The organism is Nonomuraea sp. NPDC049714 (assembly GCF_044465295.1).
Taxonomy (GTDB): Bacteria; Actinomycetota; Actinomycetes; order Streptosporangiales; family Streptosporangiaceae; genus Nonomuraea.
Genome location: NZ_JBITLM010000005.1, coordinates 478574 through 500004, shown reverse-complemented (window position 1 = coordinate 500004; position 21431 = coordinate 478574). Strand labels below are relative to the sequence as shown.

At 70.8% G+C, this 21431-nt stretch carries 17 protein-coding genes; 8 read left to right on the top strand and 9 right to left on the bottom strand.

The window, feature by feature from the left end:
- The first annotated feature begins 24 nt into the window (after positions 1-24).
- Positions 25-465 (top strand): ATP-binding protein, encoded by a 441-nt coding sequence (locus ACIBQX_RS23000; protein WP_397007639.1) that lies wholly within the window; start codon positions 25-27, stop codon positions 463-465.
- Between the two features lie 77 nt (positions 466-542).
- Complete coding sequence (locus ACIBQX_RS22995) at positions 543-2021, top strand: PLP-dependent aminotransferase family protein (protein WP_397007637.1); 1479 nt, start codon at positions 543-545, stop codon at positions 2019-2021.
- Between the two features lie 26 nt (positions 2022-2047).
- Here the strand turns inward: ACIBQX_RS22995 and ACIBQX_RS22990 are convergent, their stop codons facing one another.
- From ACIBQX_RS22990 to ACIBQX_RS22955, 8 genes are all read right to left on the bottom strand, one after another.
- Positions 2048-3403 (bottom strand): FAD-binding oxidoreductase, encoded by a 1356-nt coding sequence (locus ACIBQX_RS22990; protein WP_397007635.1) that lies wholly within the window; start codon positions 3401-3403, stop codon positions 2048-2050.
- Between the two features lie 219 nt (positions 3404-3622).
- A complete protein-coding gene (locus ACIBQX_RS22985; protein WP_397007633.1) occupies positions 3623-4309 on the bottom strand; it encodes a hypothetical protein in 687 nt (228 codons plus the stop codon).
- Between the two features lie 179 nt (positions 4310-4488).
- A complete protein-coding gene (locus ACIBQX_RS22980) occupies positions 4489-5094 on the bottom strand; it encodes a VOC family protein (protein WP_397007631.1) in 606 nt (201 codons plus the stop codon).
- A 52-nt stretch (positions 5095-5146) separates the two neighbouring features.
- Positions 5147-6268, bottom strand: coding sequence for a class I SAM-dependent methyltransferase (locus ACIBQX_RS22975; protein WP_397007629.1), 1122 nt, complete (start codon positions 6266-6268; stop codon positions 5147-5149).
- 129 nt (positions 6269-6397) lie between these two features.
- Complete coding sequence (locus ACIBQX_RS22970) at positions 6398-7249, bottom strand: DUF1996 domain-containing protein (protein WP_397007627.1); 852 nt, start codon at positions 7247-7249, stop codon at positions 6398-6400.
- A gap of 142 nt (positions 7250-7391) precedes the next feature.
- The gene (locus ACIBQX_RS22965) at positions 7392-10655 is read right to left on the bottom strand and encodes a helicase HerA domain-containing protein (protein WP_397007625.1); all 3264 of its coding nucleotides are present in this window, start codon (positions 10653-10655) and stop codon (positions 7392-7394) included.
- Positions 10652-11362, bottom strand: a complete 711-nt coding sequence (locus ACIBQX_RS22960; protein ID WP_397007623.1) for a hypothetical protein — start codon at positions 11360-11362, stop codon at positions 10652-10654. The genes ACIBQX_RS22965 and ACIBQX_RS22960 overlap by 4 nt, the downstream gene beginning before the upstream one ends.
- Positions 11363-11365: 3 nt before the next feature.
- Complete coding sequence (locus ACIBQX_RS22955; protein ID WP_397007621.1) at positions 11366-12487, bottom strand: endonuclease domain-containing protein; 1122 nt, start codon at positions 12485-12487, stop codon at positions 11366-11368.
- Positions 12488-12638: 151 nt separating this feature from the next.
- Here ACIBQX_RS22955 and ACIBQX_RS22950 point away from each other — a divergent pair, with 151 nt between their 5' ends.
- Positions 12639-13157 carry a hypothetical protein gene (locus tag ACIBQX_RS22950; RefSeq protein WP_397007619.1) on the top strand — a complete coding sequence of 173 codons (519 nt, stop codon included), beginning with the start codon at positions 12639-12641 and terminating at the stop codon, positions 13155-13157.
- Positions 13158-13188: 31 nt separating this feature from the next.
- Here the strand turns inward: ACIBQX_RS22950 and ACIBQX_RS22945 are convergent, their stop codons facing one another.
- Positions 13189-13992 carry an intradiol ring-cleavage dioxygenase gene (locus ACIBQX_RS22945; protein ID WP_397007617.1) on the bottom strand — a complete coding sequence of 268 codons (804 nt, stop codon included), beginning with the start codon at positions 13990-13992 and terminating at the stop codon, positions 13189-13191.
- A gap of 240 nt (positions 13993-14232) precedes the next feature.
- Here ACIBQX_RS22945 and ACIBQX_RS22940 point away from each other — a divergent pair, with 240 nt between their 5' ends.
- From ACIBQX_RS22940 to ACIBQX_RS22920, 5 genes are read left to right on the top strand one after another with little or no spacing between them, the layout of a single operon-like run.
- A complete protein-coding gene (locus ACIBQX_RS22940) occupies positions 14233-14739 on the top strand; it encodes a hypothetical protein (RefSeq protein WP_397007615.1) in 507 nt (168 codons plus the stop codon).
- Entirely contained in the window at positions 14739-16181 is a 1443-nt protein-coding gene (locus ACIBQX_RS22935) for a hypothetical protein (RefSeq protein ID WP_397007613.1), read from the top strand. The genes ACIBQX_RS22940 and ACIBQX_RS22935 overlap by 1 nt, the downstream gene beginning before the upstream one ends.
- The gene (locus tag ACIBQX_RS22930) at positions 16178-17539 is read left to right on the top strand and encodes a VWA domain-containing protein (RefSeq protein ID WP_397007611.1); all 1362 of its coding nucleotides are present in this window, start codon (positions 16178-16180) and stop codon (positions 17537-17539) included. Before ACIBQX_RS22935 ends, ACIBQX_RS22930 begins: the two co-directional genes overlap by 4 nt.
- Positions 17540-17552: 13 nt before the next feature.
- Entirely contained in the window at positions 17553-18668 is a 1116-nt protein-coding gene (locus tag ACIBQX_RS22925; protein ID WP_397007609.1) for an AAA family ATPase, read from the top strand.
- Positions 18665-21430, top strand: coding sequence for a DUF5682 family protein (locus ACIBQX_RS22920; protein WP_397007607.1), 2766 nt, complete (start codon positions 18665-18667; stop codon positions 21428-21430). Before ACIBQX_RS22925 ends, ACIBQX_RS22920 begins: the two co-directional genes overlap by 4 nt.
- Position 21431: the final 1 nt, after the last annotated feature.

The window sequence follows — 21431 nt, the reverse complement described above, 5'->3', positions numbered from 1 at the left end:
CGCCCCGTTGAGGAGAGGGACGACATGACCACACTGCGATCGGCTCCGCAGAACCGCATGCACTTCGCGTGGCCGCTGGACGGCGACGCCCAGGCGGTAGGTCATGCCAGGACGACCATCCGCACCGTGCTCACCCAGCTGGAGATGGACACCGAGCTCATCGCCGACGCCGTGCTGATGGTCAGTGAGCTGGTGACCAACGCCCTCCTGTACGGGGACGCGCCGTACGAGCTGGCCCTGAGCGCGGGCCTCAGGGAGATCGTGTGCGTGGTGGTGGACAGCGGTCAGCCGTTGCCCACCCCACGCATCCCCGACGACGACTCCGAACGCGGCCGGGGCCTGCACATCGTGGCGGCGTTGTCCGACGGTTTCTACGGCTACCACCCGCAGCGTTACCTCACCTGCCCCGAGCGGATGGGCAAAGCCACCTGGTTCGCCCTCCCGCGCACCTTCAGCACGGTCTGACGGAACCCGGCCCCGGCAGGGCCGCCCAGCCTGGCAGGAATCGGTACACGCCGATAAGGTCCGATCCTGTGGGCCGATTGAGGACCGATTCAGGGCCGGCCGAGGATCTGCTCATCGAGCTGAACCGCGACGCCGGGGTGTCACTGCACCGGCAGATCGAGACGTCCATCCGCGCGAGCATCCAGGCGGGCCGGCTGCGGGCGGGCGCGTCGCTGCCACCCACCCGCACCCTGGCGGCCGGCCTCGGGGTTTCCCGCGGGGTGGTCGTGGAGGCCTACCAGCAGCTCGTGGCCGAGGGCTACCTCGCCAGCCGATCGGGCGGTTACACCCAGGTCGCGGCGTCGATGCCGCCGGCCACCGCCGGCGCGGGCGCCGCAACTTCGACGGCGTGCCCGGCCGCGCGCAGTGCCGGCTCCAGCGCCGGCTCCAGCGCCGGTCTCAGTGCCGGTCTCAGTGCCGGCTTCAGGGTCGACTTCGGGTACGGGCGCACCGACGTGTCGCAGTTCCCCCGGGCCGCCTGGCTGCGCTCGGTTCGTACCGTGCTCACCACCACGCCCAACGACCGGTTCGCCTACCTCGACGGGCGTGGCGTGCCGGAGCTGCACAGTGCCCTGTGCGACTACCTCAACCGGGTGCGCGCCACCTCGTCCGTCCCGGGCAACGTGGTGATCTGCAACGGCTATGGGCAGGGCATCTCCCTGCTGATCCAGGTGCTCGTCCGGCGGGGCGCCACGCGGATCGCCCTGGAAGACCCGTCGTCCAACGACGACGCCCGGGTGCTGGCCGGCGCCGCCGGTCTGGACGTGGTCGGCATCCCGGTAGGGCCGGACGGCGTTCAGGTCGATGCGCTCCACCGGGCCGACGCCGATGCGGTCGTGCTCACGCCGTCGCACCAGTGGCCCACCGGGGGAGTGCTGCCGGCTGCGGCGAGGGCGGAGGTGATCCGCTGGGCGAAGAGCCGCGACGCGATCGTGGTCGAGGACGATTACGACGCGGAGTACCGATACGACCGGTCGCCGGTGGGCGCCATGCAGGGCCTGGCGCCCGATCATGTCGTCTACTGCGGTACGGCCAGCAAGACGCTCGCGCCGGGGCTGCGGCTCGGCTGGCTGGTAGTGCCTCCCCACCTGGTCGCCGACGTCGCCGCGGCGAAGGTGCTCGCCGACCGCGGTTCGCCGGTCATCGACCAGTTGACGTTCGCCGACTTCCTCGCGCGCGGCGAGTTCGACCGGCACCTTCGCCGGATGCGTCCGGTGTACCGCCGCCGCCGCGACGCGTTGCTCGACGCCCTGCGCACTCACCTGCCCGACCTGGAACCGGCCGGCGTCGCCGCCGGGCAGCATGTGGTCGCCTGGCTCCCGCCCGACCTGGATGAGGCGGCGGTGGTGACGGCCGCCGCCCGGCATGGGCTCGGCATCCACGGCGTCGGCCCGTACCGGATCGCCGGCACCGGGCCGGGTGGCCTCATCTTCGGCTACGCCATCCTCGGCGAGAGCGCCATCGCCGAGGGGGTCGCACTGCTGGCGGCGGCCATCCGGGAGGTACGGGGACCCTGATCCCGCGCCGGAGCTCCACCGGCGCATCAGTGTGCCGGGCGGATGTTCTGGTTCAGGTGGAACACGTTGGCCGGGTCGTACGCGGTCTTCACCGCGGTCAGCCGGGCCAGCTTCGCGGCCGAGTACGCCCGCCGTACGCCGCGCTGCCCATCGGCCAGCTCGTCGGCCGTCAACGAGTTGACGTACACCCCACTCGCGTACGGCTCGAGCGACGCACCGGCGGCGCGGGCGGCACCCATCCTGGCGTCGTCCTCGGCCGGGTCGGTCCAGCGAGAGCCGGCGCCGAACTCGAACATCGTGCCCCGGTGGCTGAACGCCGCGTCTGCCTCCGGGACCTCGGCGATCGCGCCGCCGTGCGCCTGCAGGCCGACGCTCGGCAGGTACGGGCTCGCGCTCAGGTCGGCGCCGCCGCGCAGCAGGAACGCCTCGATCGCCGCGGTGGGGAATCGCCGCAGGTAGTGCCCCTTGGAATAGCGACGGTAGGTGTGGCCGCCGGTGGAGTCGTCGCGTTGCTGAAGTTCGAGGTACGACGGTGTGGTGACGCGCGTTGCGACCGGACGCCCGAGTGCCCGCATCGCGGGGAGCAGCCGGCGGCCCTCGGCCGGGTCGCCGACCCACACGTACCCCAGTGTGGCGATCGGGCCGTCGGGACCGCTGCCGACACTGGCGGTGAACGTCGCCTGCCGGGGCGCGACGGCGTTCAGGTCGCGCCAGCCCTCGATGACCGGCACGGCGTCCTCGGCGCGGAAGTCGAACTCGGCGACCAGCGTCCGCGTGCCGGTGCGATGCAACCGGAACTCGAACTCGGTGACGATGCCGAAGTTGCCGCCACCGCCGCGCAGGCCCCAGAACAGGTCGGGGTTCTCGGTGCGGCTCGCGGTCACCACGTCCCCCTCGGCGGTGACCATGGTGTAGGAGACGACGTTGTCGCAGGCCAGGCCGTGCTGGCGGGCCAGCCAGCCCATGCCGCCGCCGAGCGTGAGCCCGCCGACGCCGGTGTGCGAGACGTTGCCGGCGGTGGTGGCCAGGCCGTACGCCTGGGACGCCCGGTCCAGTGCGCCGAGCAGCGCGCCGCCCTGCACCCGCGCCCGGCGACGGGCCTGGTCGATCCGCACGCCGCCCATGGGCGTCAGGTCGATCATGAAACCACCGTCAGGCACGGCGAAGCCGGCGACGTTGTGGCCGCCGCAGCGCACGCCGATCTCCAGGTCCAGTTCCCGGGCCAGCCGCACGGCGGCGACCACGTCGGCGACGCCCGACGCGCGGACGATCATGCGTGGACGCCGGTCGACCATGGCGTTCCAGACAGTACGGGCGGTGTCGTAGCCAACGTCGCCAGGCGTGAGGAGCCGGCCGTCGAAGCGGGTCGCTGTCGTTGTCATGCCACTGAGCCTGACAGGAATTGGTACTCGCGATAAGGGCCGATATTGCCGACTGTTTGAGTACCAATTCCAGGTCGGCCGAGGATCCGCTCATCGAGACCAGGTCCGCTGGTGGCAAGAGACCGGACAGCCGTGCCGGCCGTTCAGCTACGACGAGCCGATCGCGCGGGACAAGGTCAAGTGGCGCGATCGCTCCGCGCCCTTGCGATGGAGTGTGAGTCAGGGCCACGACGTCGGGGGTGGGCCGAATGCGCGACGACCGGCCCTCACTGTCAGAGCGGCCATGGCGGCGTTGGTGCCACCACCGATCAGAGCGCCGATACCGAACGGTGCCACTCGACCGAGAACGATGATTCCCTGCTTGGTCCCGTACTTCGTGACGAAGTTCTTCCCCAAGATCCTGTTGATCTGACGCAACGTCTCGACAGGCACCTTGGCGACAACCTGACGTCCCCAGTGTTGCCCCGTACGCTCGGCGGCCCTGGTGATGGTGGCGGAGCCGGTCCCGCCGAGCATGATTCCCATCACGATCGTGCGGCGGCGCTCGATCTCGTCGATCGGGACTCCGTGGACTTCGGCGATCGAGAGCGCGAAGAGGGCGCTCAGCTCAAGAGATGAGAGAGCCTCGCCTGCCGACAGTGCCAGTGCGACTCCGGTGCCGACGCCGGGCGCGGCTGCGGTTCCTCCAACTGCAGCACCCGTCCCGGTCAGGGCGCTGACGTACATCCGCTCCAGATGGCGTATCACCTGTGCTGGTGTCGCCTCTGGGTTCCGCTGGCGGGCACGGGCGATGTTCTTGCGCACCAGGGCGCTCTGGACGTTGATTGCCTTGTCCAGGAGGTCGAGGACTCGCTGTCCACGTATGGCTGATGCCGGAACCGGTTCGTCGAAGGCATCTGTTGCCATGCCTTGGTCTCCTGGTCTTCGGGGGGCATGAACTTGTACGCCACTGAGCGTGAAGCCATAACTACAGCTGGTCAAGTCAAGACGCAACTTCGTGCGCGTTCGTTGGGCACCCGCCGGTGATCGGCCTGGAGATCGGCCTGGAGATCGGCCCGGCCGACGCCGGAGTCGGCCGGGGATCGTCAGCGTTCCAGGGTGATGCCCTCGCGGCGGAGGTCCTCGACGATGCCGTCGACCAGGCGGGTGCTGACCGTGTGGGTCAGGCGGCCGTGCTCGCGGAGTTCGCGGACGGCGGGGACCGGGTCGGGGTCGGCGAACAGGCGCTCGTCGGCGTGGTCGACCGGCCTGCCGGTGGGGTCGATGGTCCACCAGGAGGCCTCAAGGGCGATGCCGTTGGGATCGCTGAAGTAGATCGACCTCAGGAAGCCGTGGTCGATGACGTCGGTGACCTCGCAGCCGTGCTCCTTGAGCCGGTCGCGGAGCCGTACCAGGGCGTCCTCGTCCGGCAGGTGCAGCGACAGGTGGTCGAACTGCGCGGCCTTGGCGTACGGCACGCCCGCGGGTTTGGCGAAGCTGTCGAGCTCATGGTCGGTGTATTCGAAGAAGGCGACGGTGTTGCCGGTCCCCACCTCGAAGAAGTAGTGCCTGAAGGCGGGGACGGCGAGCGTGGTGACCAGGCGGGCGTCGAGCACACCGTGCCAGAACCGGACGGTGGCATCCATGTCCGGAGTGACCAGGGCAAGGTGGTGCACGCCCCGCCAGTGCACCGTTTCTGGGGTTGCAGCCATGCTGCAACAGTAAGCGTTTCAACTATTCCTTCGCAGCCACAAGTTCCGATCGTCAGAGGCCCGCCGAGCCGGTGAGGTCCAGGGGCGTGCTGACGGTGGCCTCCCGGAGGCGGTCGATCTCCAGGCGGTCGCCCCAGCGGATGATCGCCTCGTCGTCGGCGAAGGCCATCGCGCGCATCATGTTGCCGCCGTCGGTCGCCTCGACCGTGCGGCGCAGCCGCTGCCGCAGCGAGTCGGACAGGCGGGTGGTGCCCGCCTCGATGGTGTCGCCGTAGCTCGGGGCGTAACCGACCCCCGCGAAGCCGGTACGGCGCAGCAGCCTCGGCAGCGTCTCCGAGGAGTAGAACATCAGGTGGTTCTTGGTGAAGCCGCTCCACTCCGACCCGTACGCCTTGAGCAGGAGTGAGCGCGCGTTCACGGTCAGGATGAGCAGCACCCCGCCGGGCGCCAGCAGCTCGCGGAACATCTTGAAGTCGTCCAGCGGCCTGGGCAGGTGCGCCAGCACCGACCAGAGCGTGATGACGTCGAAGCCGCCCGCCGCGATCTCCGGCACGTCCTGGGGCGCGCCGTGGTAAGCCCGCGCCTTGGTCAGCCGCTCGTTCGCCTGGGCGACCGAGTCGGGTGACAGGTCCACCCCGTAGGCGTCGAAGCCGCGCTGCTCGGCCAGCTCCAGGAACAGCCCGGCGCCGCAGCCGAAGTCGAGCAGCCGCCGCCCCTCCCCGTGGTCGAGAATGGGGGAGAACGCCTGCATGGTGAGGTTGTAGCGGCGCTGCCGGTTCGCGGCGTACTTGCCGGTCAGAAACTTGCTGTAGCCGGAGGCGTACAGGTCGCCGAGCCGCTCGGGCCGCACGTTCGGGTTGCGGTAGAGGAAACCGCAGGACGGGCAGCGGACGACGCGGTAGTGCCACTTGCCGCCGCCGGTCGGCTCGAACAGCGGCTGCTGGCTCGCCTCGCCGCACATCATGCAGCTCAGGAACTCCTCGATCTCCCCGAGCGGCAGGTCTGCTCGGTAGTCCTCCAGCGACATGATGGGGGCGCGTCGCAACCGCCATCGCCACTGGGCCTCGCGGACCATCCGCTCCCCCGGACGGACGTAGACCCGTTGCCCCCAGGGCACACGGTTGTAGCGGGTGCCGTACGCGAGCCGGCCGAGCAGTCGTCGAGCAGAGACCATTGCAACCCCCAAGCAGCCGAATGCCGAAAGGTATTGCCCTGTGCGTCCCTGACTATTCCATCGCGATCGCCTGCATACCATCGCGAACGGGTAAGGGTAGGGCAGGCCGCCAGGCCCGCCCTACCGGAATCACGACGGCCGGCCGTCGGCCCCGCACTTGATGATCGGCCGGATGCAGTCACGCACCCGGCGCTCCAGCTCCGCCACCGGCCAGGCGTTGAAGAAGTCGCCGTGCATGGTGAAGCCGCCTCCGGACGCCAAGCGGAAGCCCGCCGGGTTGCCGCTCACCGGATAGCGCAGCACCTGGCGCAGCTTGGGCACCGGGACCGGGTGGCTGGACGGGCACTGCTGGTCGACCGGGTAGGCCATGTGGCTCTTGTGGTCGGCCGAGTCGAGGTCACGGCCGTTCCAGCACTGCGGGAAGTCGAGGTACGACTCCAGCATGGTGCCGGACGGGCAGGTGACGAAGTCCTTGGACGCGCCGACGTGCCCGGCGTGCAGGCACGACCAGCGGGCGATGGTGGTCGAGTCCGGCCCGGTGGCCCTGGCGTTGCCCGCCACGATCCGCAGCCCGAGCGGGAACGGCTGGATCCGGGCGGTGATGTCAGGTCGCACGCCCTCACCCAGGTAGTAGAACGTGGTGATGGTCGGCTCGACCGGGACGCCGTTGTTGTAGAGGGTCGGCACCCAGTAGGAGGACTTGTCCACGGCCGGGTTGCAGTTGGTGGGGCCGTTGAGCAGGTCGTTCACGTTCGTGTGGGCGTTGGTGACACGGCTGCCGAAGAAGCTGTGCATGTGGGAGGCGCCCGGCATGCCGGGGAAGACGATCGGGTCGTCGGGCAGCCGGTGACTGTAGGGGCAGTCGGCGAGGAACTCCGCCACCCGCACCGGCTCGGCCGAGGCGGGCTGTTGCGTGAGGGGCGCGCCGCCGAGCAGGGCGGCGAGCATGGTCAGGATGAGGATCGGTCGTAAGGCGGACATGCGGACTCCGTCTCGGGGAGCGTGGGGGGAGCGCTCCCTGAACAGGAGATTGGCCTTGTCAGGAAGCGTTGTCAAGAGCCGCTTCAGCTTGGGATGTAACGTGTGGCGGCACTGGCGCTCGCTTTAGAGAGCGCTCTCCCCTTTACCTGGCCGCCCGGGCGATGACCTCCTCCGTGGTGAGCGGCGCCTTCGGATGGTGGCTCAGGCACATCGGCACCCGGACCTTGTCGAAGGAGCGGCCCTCCAGCGCCACGTAGAACTCACCGGCGCTCAGCTTGGCGATGTCCGGAGTGTCGCCGTCCTTGGCCCGAGCCAGCTCCTTGGCCGTGTTGACGTGCGCGGAGGCGTTCAACAGGCCGAAGAACTGCGTGGCGGCGTTGCCGGGGATCTGGTTGTGCAAGCCTTTCGGCGCCTGGGTCGCGAAGACCAGGCCCAGGCCGTATTTCCTGGCCTGTGACGCCAGCGCCAGCGTGCTGCGGGTGGCGGGCGTGATCCGGCCGTTCGACGGGGCGAAAGTCTGCGCCTCGTCCATCACGAACAGGCCGCCCAACGGCCGGTCAGCCGCCGGATGCCGCCTGATCCAGGCGAACAGCTCCATCTGGAGCTGTCCCACGAAGCTCTGCCGCTGCTCCTCGCCCGGCAGCCCCGCCAGGCTGATCACCGACACCCTGGCCCGCCGCCCCTCCGACGGGGTCAGCAGCAGGCCCGGATCCACCGGCTCACCACCGCCGCCGAACATCGGGTCGTTGTCCATCGCGGCGGTCAACGACTGGGCGAGCTCAGCCGCGATCTTCGGCGCGCTCGCCAGCTCGCTCACCCCGTCCGGCAGGTCGGCCAGCAGCTCGATCAGGCCCCTGAGATTCCTGCCGCCCCGCCGGCCGTAGCGCGCCAGCGCCCTCCTGAGCACCGCCTGCCCACGCTGCGCCTTGTCGGTCCTGGCCTCCAGCTTGACCCGCGGCGCGATCGCCGCCACCGCCACCTCCACGGCCTCGGTGAACTCGTCCGGGTCGGCCGCCACGCTCGCGAAGTCGGGCAGCGGCTGGAAACTCAGCGGGCGGCCGGCCCCTCGCCTCGGGGTCCAGATCACCACCTCGGTGCCCGCCAGGTAGTCGGCCGCCTTCCGCTCGTCACCGTCCTGCCACCCGTGCGGCGGCTGCGGCCACGGGTCGCCCAGGCGGGCCAGGTCGTTGTTCGGGTCGAGCACGATGGCGGAGACGCCCTGCAGCGCGCACTCCTCGACCAGCCGCCGGATCAGCACGGTCTTGCCGGAGCCGGTGCCGGCGAAGATCGCCGTGTGCTTCCTGAGCGCCTCCAACGGCACGCTCACCTGCGCGCCGGTGGCCATCCGCCTGCCGACAGGGACGCTGGGTCCCTCGTCGCGCTGCCCACCCGCCGTTCCCCGACCCGCCGTTCCCTGACCCGCCGTAGGGAAGGGCGACGGTGGTCCGCTGGTCGCGGGCAAGGCGACTGTACGGTCCTGCGCCCGGCCTGGATCGTCTGCACGGTCCTGCGGTTTCGCCGGGGCCGCGGCCGGCGTCGGCGTGGTGGGAACGCTCCAGATCTTCGTCAGGGCCTCTCTGAGGAAGCTGACGTCGCCCGCCGGATCGCGTACGGACAGCCAGGTGTCGAGGTGGGGCGGGTTCTCGGCGAGGAGTTCGTCGAGCGCGGCCAGGACGCGCAGGTCGTCGCCGTTGAAGGTCAGTTTCCGCCCGCCCGCGCGCTCGAACGCCGCGACGACCTCCTGGGTGCGCTCTCCGTTCGACCAGTCCCGGTTGCGTAGCAGGAAGAGCCGCCTCTTGGGCACCTCGGCGTCCAGCCCAGCCGCCACAGACGCCTTGCGGATACGGTTCAGCGCCGCGATGGCGTTGTTCGCGGTGACCGACCGGAACGCCCAGTGCTCCTCGTCCTCGGTGGACTCGTCCAGAATCCGGCGCAACCGAGCGTGCAGGGGCGGTTTGGCGCTCGGCGGCGGGTCCACGGTGAAGGCCAGGCCGTTCTCGCCCTGCCCGGCGATCCACGCCGACAGGCCCGCAGCCAGCAGTGCGGGCATCAGGACGTCCTCGGACGCGCCGTCGATCGTCGGCGGCTGCCGCCCGTCCCGCAACGCGGCGAACCGGGCGTCCAGCTCGATCACCGCCTGCGCCACCGACTCGGTGAGCGCTTCCGACGCCGTCGGTTGGGCGGACGGCACCCTTACGGCGGTGCCGTCGAAGGTCGCGAGCTCCCTGACCTCGTCGTCCCGCACGCAGGACCTGATGTGCGCCTCGATCGCGATGAGCAGCTGCCGAGGGGTCATGCCGGGGACCCGCTCGAAGGCCTCAGGCCGGATCGGCCAGGTCGGATACGGCGGCTCGACGCCCGCTGCCCGATACTGCGCCTCGAACCGCCTGGCGACGAGCTCGCGAGCGGTGTCGGCGTCGGGGATGGTCATGAGCTGGACCGCTTCCCTGAACCGGTCGCGGACCGTGTCGACGGCCTCCTGCTGGATCAGCGCCCAGCTGTTCGGCAGGCAGGACAGGACCGTCAACGTCCTGCGTGAGGCCTCCCGCAGTGCCATCAGGCCACCCGCGATGCGCTCCAGCAGCAGCTTCCCGCCCGCGTCGAGGACCACGCCGGATACGGGCGAGGCCGGGGACAGGGCGGAATCGGTCGCGGCCGACGACTGGGCGATGAGCGGATCTATCTGGTCGATCGCGACCACGGTCGGCCCGGTGAGCGCCAGCAGCCGCGAGATGTCCCTGACGATCTCCTGCGGCGTCTTGTCGACGGGCCGGATGCCCCACCGGGCCCGCTCCCCGGGCTCCCCTTCGGGCATCGAGTACAGGAACGCCTCGCCGATGTCCTGCATCCCCATGTCGGCCGAGGCGAACAGCACCAGCGCCCGCGCGGTGTCCTGGCACCACCTGCCGACCTGCTCGTCGAGGCGGCGCAGCGCGCCGATGAAGGAGTCGAGCTCCTCCCGGGTGACGTCCTTCCTGCCCGTCACCGCCCGCCGGGTCATCCGCGACACGTCGACGGACGACGCCAGGCGGGACAGGAACACCCTGAGCTGCGACTCCCCGTCCTCGCCCACCCGCGAGAAGCTGTCCAGGATCGACACCACGGTGCTCTCCCAGAAGCCCTTCGCGTCCAGCAGGCCGACCAGCACGAAGTAGCCGCCCTCCCGCTGGGTCATCTCGCGCAGCCAGCCCAGGAGGTGCGTCTTGCCGGTGCCGCGCTGGCCCTGCACGACCACGCCGACAGGGCTGCCGTCCGCTTGGGCGCGTGCCTCGGCCAGGCCGTCGAGCAGGATCTTCGACGAGCCGCCGTGCAGGCCCTCCACATGGAAGGGGGAGGGGCGCCACACGTCGTCGGCGCCCTCGGTGTAGTTGAAGCTCAGGGCGGTGAGCGCCTTGGCGTCTGTCATGCCCCACCGATCCACAGCAGGTGCTTCTCCTGCCCCCCGATGATCACTCCGGCTTCGCGGTCGCCAGGGGTGAGGGTCTTCTGGTTGGACTCGGGGACGAGGTTCACGTCAGGCAGACGTTCCATCCTGATCAACGTCTCGTCCACCTGCCCTCTCGGCACGTCGCCCAGCAGCGGCCGCAGCCTGGCCAGCCCCACCCAGGAGCCCGGCCGGGGCGCCAGCTCGGCGTAGGCGGCCCGGACACGCGCCTCCAGATCCTCCGGCTGAGCTATCCCGCTCGGGGCGAAATCGGTCGGTGTGTCGCTGGATTCCGCGTCTCCGGTGCCCCCGGACCGGGCATCTTCGGGTGCGTCGTCGTACGGCTGGAAGACGTCGGCGAGTCGCTGGTCGGAGTGCCGCAGGTAGAGGGGCAGCCAGCCGAGCAGCGCGCGGGCGATGCTGCCCGCCGAGCCGGGCAGCGTCGGCACCGAGCCCTCGCTCAGGTCCTCGGCCAGGCGAGCCCAGCCCCGGTCGGTCAGTACGTGAACGTACGTGCGGCCCTGTTTCCAGCTGTCCACCAGTTTCAGCTCGTTCAGCTTGAGCCGACTTTTCTTCTCAATCGTCAGGCTGAAGCGCTTCTTGAGCTCGGTGTTGGAGATCTCTCCCGCTTCCACGGCCAAGACGACCAGCGCCGTGAATTCGGGTAGCGACAGCTTCTGCTCTGACATGTCTCATCCTTCTTGAGTGACACGGCGCCGGTCCTGGAGGAACAGCTCGATCTGGCGGACCACGCCCTGGGTATCGGTCAGCACCTGGGAATCGGTGAAGCGCAGCACGGAGTAACCGGCGAGCTGGAGGCGCACGTCCCGGCTGCGGTCCTCGGCGAACTTGAGCTCGCCCCGGTGGTCGGGGCCGTCCACTTCGACGACGCACCGTTCCGCCTGCCAGAGCAGATCCACCCGGACAGGGCTGCTGAGCGGATGCAGGCGCAGCGTCTGGTTCCAGCCGCGCCCCGCCGCCCAGCCGCACGAGATCAGCGCGGCCTCCAGTGCCCGCTCGCTGGGACTGGCCGGATGCGGCCGCCCGGCGACCGCCGGATAGCTGATGCCCGCCCGGGGAACCTCGCCGCCGCCTTCCGTCCGGGGCGCTACGGCACGATTCCCTGGAAAAGCTTCGGTGGCGGCCGGGAAACCTCTGGGCGGGCACGCTCCAGCGGTGGGCATCGAGGGAGTGCGGGTGGCGAGATCTTCTGGGAGGGCTCGCCGCAAGGGGAACGGCACTCTCGCCACCCGGTCCACCGCCGACAGCTCGGTCCCGACCAGCCAGACGCCGAAGCCGCCGCGATGGGCGAGCCATTCGCAGCCTGCGGCCAGCACCTCCTGCGCCGCGTCCGTGAGCCCCTCGGGGACCCGGACCAGGAGGGACGTGTGTGACCGGCCGAAGCCGGCGGCCAGCACCCTGGCGAGCCCCGCCGCCCTGATCTCCGGCGGGAAGACGCTCGGCCGCCCGGTCAGCGCCCGCTCCGCGAGCCCGGCGAGGAAGGGGCCGAAGTCCGCGCCGCCCGCCGCCTTGCGCCGGGCGAGTGTCCGTACGGCCGGCACGCTGACGCCGCCCGGCCCGGAGATGCCCTCGGCGCCGGGCAGCCACGCGGGGAACAGGGCTGCGGCGGCCGCCTCCAGCTCGTTCAGGACGGCGTCGACCAGGGATGTGGTGGAACGTTCCTCGGTGGCGGTGTAGGTGACGATCGCGGGCGCGTCCTCGGGGAGCGGGTCTATGGCCAGGGCGACGGCTTCGGCGTCGGCGCCGTCCAGCCGCACGACCCTGCCGACGGGTAACTCCGTCCAGGAACGCACCGCTCGCCGCTCCTCGTACGCCGACTGTGACAACCCTGCGACGCTATACGCCGCCCGCAGCGCTGTCACCCGATATGACGTTGCCGGACGGTCGGTAAAGTCGCGGGTCATGCAACGTCTTATCGGGCTTTTGGTTGGGGCCGTATTCGGCATGCTCTTCGTGGCGATCAACGCGAACGAGCCCTTGCCCTCGTGGGCGGGGACCTCGCTGCGGGTGGCGGCGGTCCTGGCACTCATGCTCGTCATTTACGTGTACATGGTGGCAGGCAAGATGATCAAGACGGGTGCCGTGCCGCAGGGCGGGCAGGCGGGCGGGCCGATGTTCGGCAAGGCCTACCTGGTGATCGTCGGTGTCGAGGTGGTCCTGCTGTTCGGCGGGCTGCCGGTGCTCGGCGCGCTGGGGGTGCCGGAGCAGGTGAACGTGGCCTGGATCGCGTTCGTCGTCGGCGCGCACTTCGTCGCGCTGGCGCCGGTGTGGAAGGCGCCGAGCATGCTGGTGCCGGGGGTCGCCCCGACGGTGCTGGGCATCGCCGGGTTCGTCATGGCGGGCACGTCCGCGCTGGAGTGGGTGCCATTCGTGAGCGGGGTGCTGTCAGGGATCACGCTGCTCGGAGGGAGCGCCGTACTGTCCTGGATGCAGCTCGCCGAGCTGCGCAAGGCGGCGGCTTGATCAGTGGTCTGATCGGTGGCCTGATCGGGGGTCAGGCGCCGTCCCGGTCGGAGTCGGCGGCGAAGACGATCACGCCGAGGTAGCCGTCGTCGTCCTTGGTGACCTTGAGCAGCATGTCGTCGCGGTAGATGCCATCGTCGTCGTTGCGGGTGTCGCGGTCAGGGCGGTCGGTGTATGGGGCCTGAGCGAGCACCTCGGTGTTGAGCGCCTCGTCGAACATCACCTGCGTGGTGAGCACGCGAGCGTCGGTGAAGTGCACCATCGCGTGGATGTGGATGGTCCGGCCCTGGTACCAGCCCGGCCAGATGGTGGTGAACTCCACGATGCCGTCGGCGTTGGTCACCTGGGCACCGCGCAGGTAACGCTCGTCGTCCAGGGGTTCCAGGTCGGCCGAGTCGTCCGGCGGGGCGCCCGCCGAGCCGCCACCCGAAGCCCGGGACTCGGCCCCCGAGTAGGAACCGGCCGCGTCACAGTGCCAGATCTCCACCACGGCGTCGCGCAGCGGCTCGCAGGTCTCGCTGTCCTGCACCTTGATCGCGACGCGGAGCCGTACCCCCTGCCTGTCCTCACGGATGTCGCTCCGGATCCGGTCCGCGTCGAAGTAGAAGGGGCCGGCCGTGGTCGCGGGGCTGAGCGTACAGGTGCCGGCCTGGTCGAACAGGGAGGTGAGGTCCTTGGCCGTGGTGGCGCGCGGCGTCACCGCGGCCCCGGTCGAGGAGATGGCCGGGGCGGCGTCGGGGGCGCAGGCGGCGAGCAGGCCGCCGAGGCCCAGGGAGCTGATGCCGGCGATCAGCTTGCGCCTGCTGACCCGCTGTCCTTCGTGATCGTGCGGCATGACGTCTCGCTTCGTTAGGAGGAGCCTCATGCTAGGAAATACACCCTTAAAATCCGGCGAAAGATGATGACCCGGTGGTCGCGAGCAGCGGCACGGCGTACCCGTCGCGTCGAAGATCAGGAACGGCCCGTTGTTGTCGGTCGCATCCGGTACATTTCCGGATCATTGATCAGCCGTACGTGCAGGTGCCGCCGTGCCGGTGGCATTCCCCGAGCTGTCTTGTGCTGGAGGTCGAGGATCGTGAACGCGGACCCAACCGCGTGGGAGCAGAGCAGCGTGACGCAGGTCGTGCCGCCCCTCCAGCCGCGCAAGCTCGCGAAGGTCCCCTTCGTCGAGCTGGCTGACGGGCGCCTGCAGGGAGTGGTGTCGAGCGGCTCGGACATCGAGCGTGTGTACGTCTCCTCGATCGCCGCCGGGACCCACGCCTACAACTGCAGCACCAACAACAACCGGCAGTGCGGCGGCCTGATCGGCGCCCACTGCAAGCACCTGCGGTCGCTGATCGACGAGGCGGTCGTGCAGTACGGCACCGAGCGGGTCGCCCGCTACCTGCGGGTCGCCGACCCCGACAGCGTCACCGAGGCGGGGGAGCTGCGGCATCGCATCGGGGCGGGGCAGCACGAGCCGGCCCCGGCGGCCGTCGTGTTCAGCCGCTTCCTGCGCCACCTGGCCTACCTGGAGCTGCCCGCCACCACGGCGCCGCTGCCCGAGCTGCACTGGTTCCCGGCCTCCGGGGCGGTGCGCTGATGCTCGCGGTGCAGCTGGCCGCGCTAGCCGAGGACCCGCCTGGTGTGGCGGAGGCCCTGGAGCTGGTGACGGCCTTCGACGAGACGCTCGCCAACGGCCTCGGCCGGCTGGACGAGCGGGGCGCGCAGGCGGTCACCGGCCTGGCCGGAGCCGTGGCGGCCACGCCGCTCGGCGACCGGGCCCGCGAGGCGGCCGACAAGATCATCGCCGGTTCGGTGGCGGGTGAGCACCTGACGGCGTTGGCGGGAGCGCGAGCCGCCCTCCTCGGCGCCACCCACGATGCCCTCCTGACCCACCTGGACGACTCCCTGGGCCGTACCAGACCCCCATGGCAGCCCCCGCCCGCCGCCCCCTCCGTGCCGCAAGCGCCTTCGGCTTCCGCTGCGCAAGCCTCCGGGGCGGCTCCGGCGATGGGTAATCTGCTCGCCGGTTGTCGGTCGTGGCTGCACGAGCTGGCCATCACCGGCTGGCGGGGTGTCGGGCACGACCTGGCCGCCGCCGCTGATCAGGCGGTCGAGGCGGTGCTGGCCGAGCCCGGTGCGCGGCGGCTCGCCGTGCTGATCGACGGCCTGGCAGGCGAGCTGAGGGCGTCGTCCCCGGTCGCGGCCATGGAGAAGCTCCCGGTGCGCCGGTGGGCGGACCTGTGGACGCGTGCCGTGCTGCTGGCCGAGCCGGACTGGCTCGGCGCCCCGGACCCTGCGGCGCTCGTCTCGGGCCGGCTGCTGATCCTCGGCGTGGACGTACACGAGCACGCGACCGTCATCCAGGCGCAGGTGCACGCGGTGCTGGAGCCCGTCGGCGGCGAGCCCAGGGTGGTGCGGGCCGCCGTCTCCGCCTGCAAGGTGGACACGATCGTGGGCCCGGCGATGTGGTCGCTGCTGGGGGACTTCCCCGTGCTGACGGGCGCGCTGGCCGGGCGGCGATCGGTGGAGATCACCGACATGCCCCTGCTGGGCAGCGGCGACCTGGTGTGGCAGGAGGATCGGGCCGCCCTGCAGGGGCCGGCCGACCCGTTCGCCACCGCCCGGGTCATGCTCGCGGGCGCACTGGCTCCGGCCGCGCCGCCCCTCGATCGGCATCCGGCGCGCATCGCCGAGCCCGTGTTCGTGGAGGGCTACACCACGGCCAAGACCGGCGAGAGCATCTCGCTGGACGGCCACGAGCTGGCGGTGGCCGTCGATCGGCTGCCCTCCTCGGGCCCGCTCACGCCGAAGCTCATGGCCGTCTCCACCGCGTGCGTCGGGCTGCTGCGCTGGGATGCCGGCCGGTGGCTGCTGCAGCCGCTGGCGATCCAGGGCACGGTGAAGAAACAGCCGGTCGAGGAGCACACCGGCGACTGGGCGCAGGGGCCCACCGATCCCAAGGTGGTCAAGTCACTGGCCAGGGCGGGCGACGCGGTGTCGGTCCTGCGCGAACGAGCCGGACGGTTGCTGCGCCGATGACCACATCAGAACCGACGACGCCGCCACGATCGGTCACCACGGCTGAGGCGAATCGGCGTCAAGTGCTGCTCTGGCGGCTGCTGGCCCGGGTGTTCGAGGCCGACGAGCAGCCGTCCCTGGAGGCGGCCAGCGTCGCCGTGGTCGAGGACCTCGGCCTGCCCACCGCGCTGCTCGACCCGTCGGTGTCGGTCGACAACCTGGTGCAGCGCTTCCCCGAGCTGGCCGCCGAGTTCGACGGCCTGATGACCGCCGACGAGAGCGGCCTGCCAAGGGACCGGGCCCGCACGGCGGCGCTCGCCGCCAAGCTTTTGCTGAACCTGTTCGCGACCGGCCAGGGCAACGTCACCGCCACCGACCTGGCCAGGTGGCAGCAGGACGCCGGCTGGTTCGAGCGGGCGCTCGGCCACCAGCCGGGCGAGCTGCGCACCCATCCGAGCCGCGGCGGTCATGGGCCCGGCCGTGGCGACGGCCATGGCGAGCTGGCCGGGGTGCTGGGCGACCTGGAGGGCGGCCTGGTCCGCCGGATGCGGCTGCGCGAGGTGCTCGCCGACCCGGCGCTGGCCAGGCAGCTCACCCCCAGCATGTCCCTCATCGAGCAGCTCCTGCGCGACAAGCACAACCTGTCCGGAGTCGCGCTGGCCAACGCCAAGGCGCTGATCCGCAGGTTCGTCGACGAGGTGGCCGAGGTGCTGCGCACGCAGGTGCAGCAGACCAGCGCGGGCACCATCGACCGGTCGGTGCCGCCGAAGCGGGTGTTCCGCAACCTGGACATCGAGCGGACGATCTGGAAGAACCTCCCCAACTGGAGCCCAGAGGACCAGCTCCTGTACGTGGACCGCCTGTACTACCGGCACACCGCCAAGCGCACCACCCCGGCCAGGATGATCGTGGTCGTGGACCAGTCGGGCTCGATGGTCGACGCGATGGTCAACTGCACCATCCTGGCGTCGATCTTCGCCGGGCTGCCCAAGGTGGACGTTCATCTGATCGCCTATGACACGCGGGCGCTCGACCTGACCCCATGGGTGCACGACCCGTTCGAGGTGCTGCTGCGTACCCAACTCGGCGGCGGCACGAACGGCGTGGTCGCGATGGCGCAGGCCCGCCCGAAGATTCTCGACCCGCGTAACACCGCGATGGTGTGGATCTCCGACTTCTACGACAACCGGGACCTGCAGCGTGAGTTCGAGGCAGTGCACCGGTCAGGCGTGAAGTTCATCCCCGTCGGGTCGGTCAACAGCTCAGGCAGCCAGAGCGTGGACCCTTGGTTCCGCCAGAAGCTCAAGGACCTGGGCACGCCCGTGATCTCGGGCCACATCCGCAAACTCGTGTTCGAGCTCAAGAGCTTCCTCAACTAGGAGACCCCGGAAAATGACCGACGAGATGCTGCGTGCCCCCGCCGAGGTCAAGTACGCAGAAGAGCTCGACTGGCTGGAGTCGATCGACGACGGCCCCAAGCCGTTCTCCTGGCGGCTCAGCCCGCGCATGGTCCGGCTGTTCGTGCTCGGCTCCGAGCGCGCCGACGGCCTGGACCGGGAGATCCCGCAGAAGTGGTTCGGCGACCGCAGCTTCGTCGAGCGGAGCATCGTCACCCTCGCCTCCGACCGCGGCCTGCTGCTGATCGGCGACCCGGGCACCGGCAAGAGCTGGCTCGCCGAGCTGCTGTCGGCCGCCATCTCCCGCAACTCGACCCTGGTCGTCCAGGGCACCGCTGGCACCACCGAGGACCACATCAAGTACTCGTGGAACGTCTCCATGGTGATCGCCAAGGGGCAGTCGCGCGAGTCGATGATCCCCTCGCCGATCATGACGGCGATGGAGGGCGGGGTGATCGGCCGTTTCGAGGAGCTCACCCGGTCGACCAGCGACGTGCAGGACGCACTGATCTCCATCCTCTCGGAGAAGTACGTCTCCATCCCCGAGCTCGACGACGACAACATCGTCTTCGCCCAGCCGGGCTTCTCCATCATCGCGACGGCCAACAGCCGTGACCGTGGCGTGAACGACCTGTCGTCGGCGCTCAAGCGGCGCTTCAACTTCGTCCGCATCCCGGTCGTGACGAACAAGCGCAGCGAGGCGGAGATCGTCCGCTTCCGTACCGTGGAGCTGCTGCGCCGCCACCGCATCGAGCTGGAGCTGCCGCCGACGCTGCTGGACATCCTGTTGCAGAGCTTCGCCGACCTGCGCGCCGCGGCCGCCGCGGCGCAGAGCGACGACGAGAAGCTGGAGTCGGCGCTGTCCACGGCCGAGCAGATCGGCGTGCTGGAGGACGCGATCCTGCACAGCAACTTCTTCGGCGACCGCACGCTGCGCGCCGCGACGCTCGCCGGCTCGCTGGTGGGCTCGCTGGCCCGTCGCCAGCCGGAGGACCTGGCCATCCTCAACAAGTACTGGCACGGCGTGATCGAGCCCCGCAGCAAGAAGGACGGCGGCGATTGGGTCGACTTCCTCGAAGGCGGCCGCCAGGCGATCGCCACACTGTCATGACCCAGAGCCCGTTCGCCGCCCTGCGCGAGCAGTTGCACGACGCCGCGGCGGCCTTCGCCGGCGTGCCCGGCGCGCTGTCCGGCATCCTGTCGGGCATGGTCGACGACGTCGACCGGGCGCTGGGCGAGCAGCTGGAGATCTTCCCGGTGTGCCACCACTCGCCGGGCTCGGCGCTGGCCATGGCGCGGCGGCTGCGTGACAAGCAGCCCGAGGTCATCTACCTGGAGCTGTGCGAGGACCTGCAGCCGATTCTGGACGAACTGCGCAACTGCCGCCTGCCGGTGGCGCTGCAGGCGTTCGCGACCGAACTGGACGGCTTCCCGGCCGGTTGGGGGCCGCTCAACGTCATCGCGCCGATCACCGAGGCGTCCGCTGAGTATCAGGCCATCGCGTACGCGCTCGACACGCCGGGCGTCGAGCTGGTGCTGGTGGACCGCTCGGCCGACCACGTCTTCCAGTGGCTGCCGCAGGAGCGGCCCGGCCAGTCCTCCAACGGTGACGCGGTGGGCGTGGAGATCGGCGACCTGCGTCCCCGCTTCGCCGAGCTCGAAGAGCACCTGCTGCACCACGGCAAGGTCCGGCACTGGTCGGAGTGGTGGGACCAGTATGTCGAGCAGCCGCTGGCGGCCGCCGACTACGACACCTACCGCCAGGTCATGGTGCTGATCGGCAGCCTGTTCAGGCGCCTCGGGCCGGACGACGCCGGGCGGCTGGCCCGCGACGAGGACCGCGAGCGCTACATGTGGACGCGGATGCGCGAGCACCTCGCCACCTCGGGCGCCGACCCCGAGCGATGCCTGTACGTGTGCGGCGCCTTCCACGCGGCCAGCCGGGTCGAGCAGTTCGGGCTGGCGGCGGAGCGGAAGGAGTTCGACATCACCCCCCGCACCGCCACCACCTGGCTGTACGGCCTCGTTCCGTCCAGCCACTCGGCCATCGAGGAGCAGTTCGGGCTGGCCGGCGGCTCGGTGTCCATCGCCGCCGCGACCTTCGACAAGGCCGTGTCGCGCGGCGGCGTCAAGCCGTTCCAGCTCAAGGGGCAGCAGTCCAAGCGCCCGGCGCGCAAGACGCCCACCCGGACGCCCGCCCAGCGGGAACCGCTCGCCGACCGGCTGTCCGGCTTCCTGTCCAGGCCGCCCGCCCTGGACGAGCTGGACGAGGCGGAGCTGCTCGGCTGGTGCGTGGACATCGTCCGGCTGGCCCGCCGCAACGGCTATCTGGCCAGCACCGCCGACGCCATCGCCGTGTTCGAGACCTCCATCCTGCTCGCCGGCATGCGCAACAGGGCGCGTCCCACCCCGTACGACTTCCAGGACGCCGCGGTCACCTGCATCGAGAAGGACACGGTGCCGGGCCGCCGCGACGTGCGCCGCCTGTGTGAGATCCTCCTCGGCGGCGACCGGATCGGCGAGGTCGGCTATCAGGCGCTGCCGCCGCTGGCCCAGGACGTCTACGACCGGCTCGCGCCGCTCGGCTTCGACCTGAAGAAGCGCGCCGTGCACCGCGCGCTGCTCGACCTCAACGCCGATCCGGGCCTGGCGCCCTGCTCGGACCTGCTGTGGCTCCTGGTCCGGCTGCTTCCCGACGGAGCCGTACGGCCCATCATGGGCAGTCGCCGGCTGGGTGAGCGGTCGATCCAGGAGAGCTGGGACGTCGCGCTCGGCCACCACCAGCGCGCGCTCATCGAGCTCGGCTACGAGGGCGTCACCGTCGAGCAGGTGCTGGAGCAGCGGCTGCGCCGCAGCGTGTGGGAGCCGAAGGCGACCGCCGCCGTCGCGCTCGAAGCGGTCGAGGACTCCATCCTGTTCCTGGGCAGCCGCCGCTTCACCGAGGAGCTCGGCGCGCGGGCCGTGGAGCTGCTGGCCGCCGAGCGGACCGTGGACGACGCCCCCGACGTGCTGCGCAGGATCCGGAGGCTGCTGGCCCACTACCGCGCCACCGAGCCCGCCCTGCCGGCCTGGTGCGAGCGCTTCGTCACCACCGGTTACGCGCACTACTGCACCTTGCTGCCGACCGCCTTCGTGGCCGAGGACATCGGGGTGCGGCAGGTGGCCGCCATGCTGGGGTTCCTGTCGTCCATGGAGAGCCTCGCGCTGTCCCTCGGTTGTGACCGCGCCCAGCTCGAGATCGCCGTGCGGCAGTCACATCCGGAGACTCCGGGCAAGGTCGCGCTGCTGTGGGGCGCCCAGTTCCAGCTCGGCGTGCTGTCGCTGGCCGAGCTGCGCGAACGCTGTGACGAGCTGCTCGCCAACCCGCTCGTGGTCCCCGCGTTCCCGCAGTACATCAGCGGGTTCGTCCAGGCGCTCGAACCCGCGCCCGCGCTCACGCCGTTCGTGGTCGAGGTCGTCTCCAACGCGTTCGCCCGGCTGCCTGACGAGGTGCTGCTGCCGTGGCTGCCGTTGCTGATCACCACCCTGCGCCAGGAGGCGCCCGAGCTGGTGCCCGTGCTCATCCGCGAGGCCGGCCGTACGTTCCCGGCCACTCTGGCGGCCGTGGACGCCTGGGTGCCGCCGTGGACGGCGGCGCGGACGGCTCAGCCCGCGCCGCGTGGCGAAGCCCGGCCCGCCGCCTCAGGTGGGCCGGTGGCCGAGCTGCTGGCCGCGCATCCGGCGGCGATCGACGCGGTGGCGGGGCTGCTCGGCTGCGACGGTGACTGGCAGCCGCTCGGCCAGGCCGTCCCCGCCGCTCCGGGGGAGGTGGGCGCGCTGCTCGCGCGGCATCCCGGCACCGTGGAGGCGGTCGCGGAGTTGCTGCGCGCGTAGC

Coding starts and splice junctions, on each gene's coding strand:
- ACIBQX_RS23000 (WP_397007639.1), top strand. CDS start 25: ATGACCACACTGCGATCGGCTCCGCAGAACCGCATGCACTTCGCGTGG.
- ACIBQX_RS22990 (WP_397007635.1), bottom strand. CDS start 3,403: ATGACAACGACAGCGACCCGCTTCGACGGCCGGCTCCTCACGCCTGGC.
- ACIBQX_RS22985 (WP_397007633.1), bottom strand. CDS start 4,309: ATGGCAACAGATGCCTTCGACGAACCGGTTCCGGCATCAGCCATACGT.
- ACIBQX_RS22980 (WP_397007631.1), bottom strand. CDS start 5,094: ATGGCTGCAACCCCAGAAACGGTGCACTGGCGGGGCGTGCACCACCTT.
- ACIBQX_RS22975 (WP_397007629.1), bottom strand. CDS start 6,268: ATGGTCTCTGCTCGACGACTGCTCGGCCGGCTCGCGTACGGCACCCGC.
- ACIBQX_RS22970 (WP_397007627.1), bottom strand. CDS start 7,249: ATGTCCGCCTTACGACCGATCCTCATCCTGACCATGCTCGCCGCCCTG.
- ACIBQX_RS22965 (WP_397007625.1), bottom strand. CDS start 10,655: ATGACAGACGCCAAGGCGCTCACCGCCCTGAGCTTCAACTACACCGAG.
- ACIBQX_RS22960 (WP_397007623.1), bottom strand. CDS start 11,362: ATGTCAGAGCAGAAGCTGTCGCTACCCGAATTCACGGCGCTGGTCGTC.
- ACIBQX_RS22950 (WP_397007619.1), top strand. CDS start 12,639: ATGCTCTTCGTGGCGATCAACGCGAACGAGCCCTTGCCCTCGTGGGCG.
- ACIBQX_RS22945 (WP_397007617.1), bottom strand. CDS start 13,992: ATGCCGCACGATCACGAAGGACAGCGGGTCAGCAGGCGCAAGCTGATC.
- ACIBQX_RS22935 (WP_397007613.1), top strand. CDS start 14,739: ATGCTCGCGGTGCAGCTGGCCGCGCTAGCCGAGGACCCGCCTGGTGTG.
- ACIBQX_RS22930 (WP_397007611.1), top strand. CDS start 16,178: ATGACCACATCAGAACCGACGACGCCGCCACGATCGGTCACCACGGCT.
- ACIBQX_RS22925 (WP_397007609.1), top strand. CDS start 17,553: ATGACCGACGAGATGCTGCGTGCCCCCGCCGAGGTCAAGTACGCAGAA.
- ACIBQX_RS22920 (WP_397007607.1), top strand. CDS start 18,665: ATGACCCAGAGCCCGTTCGCCGCCCTGCGCGAGCAGTTGCACGACGCC.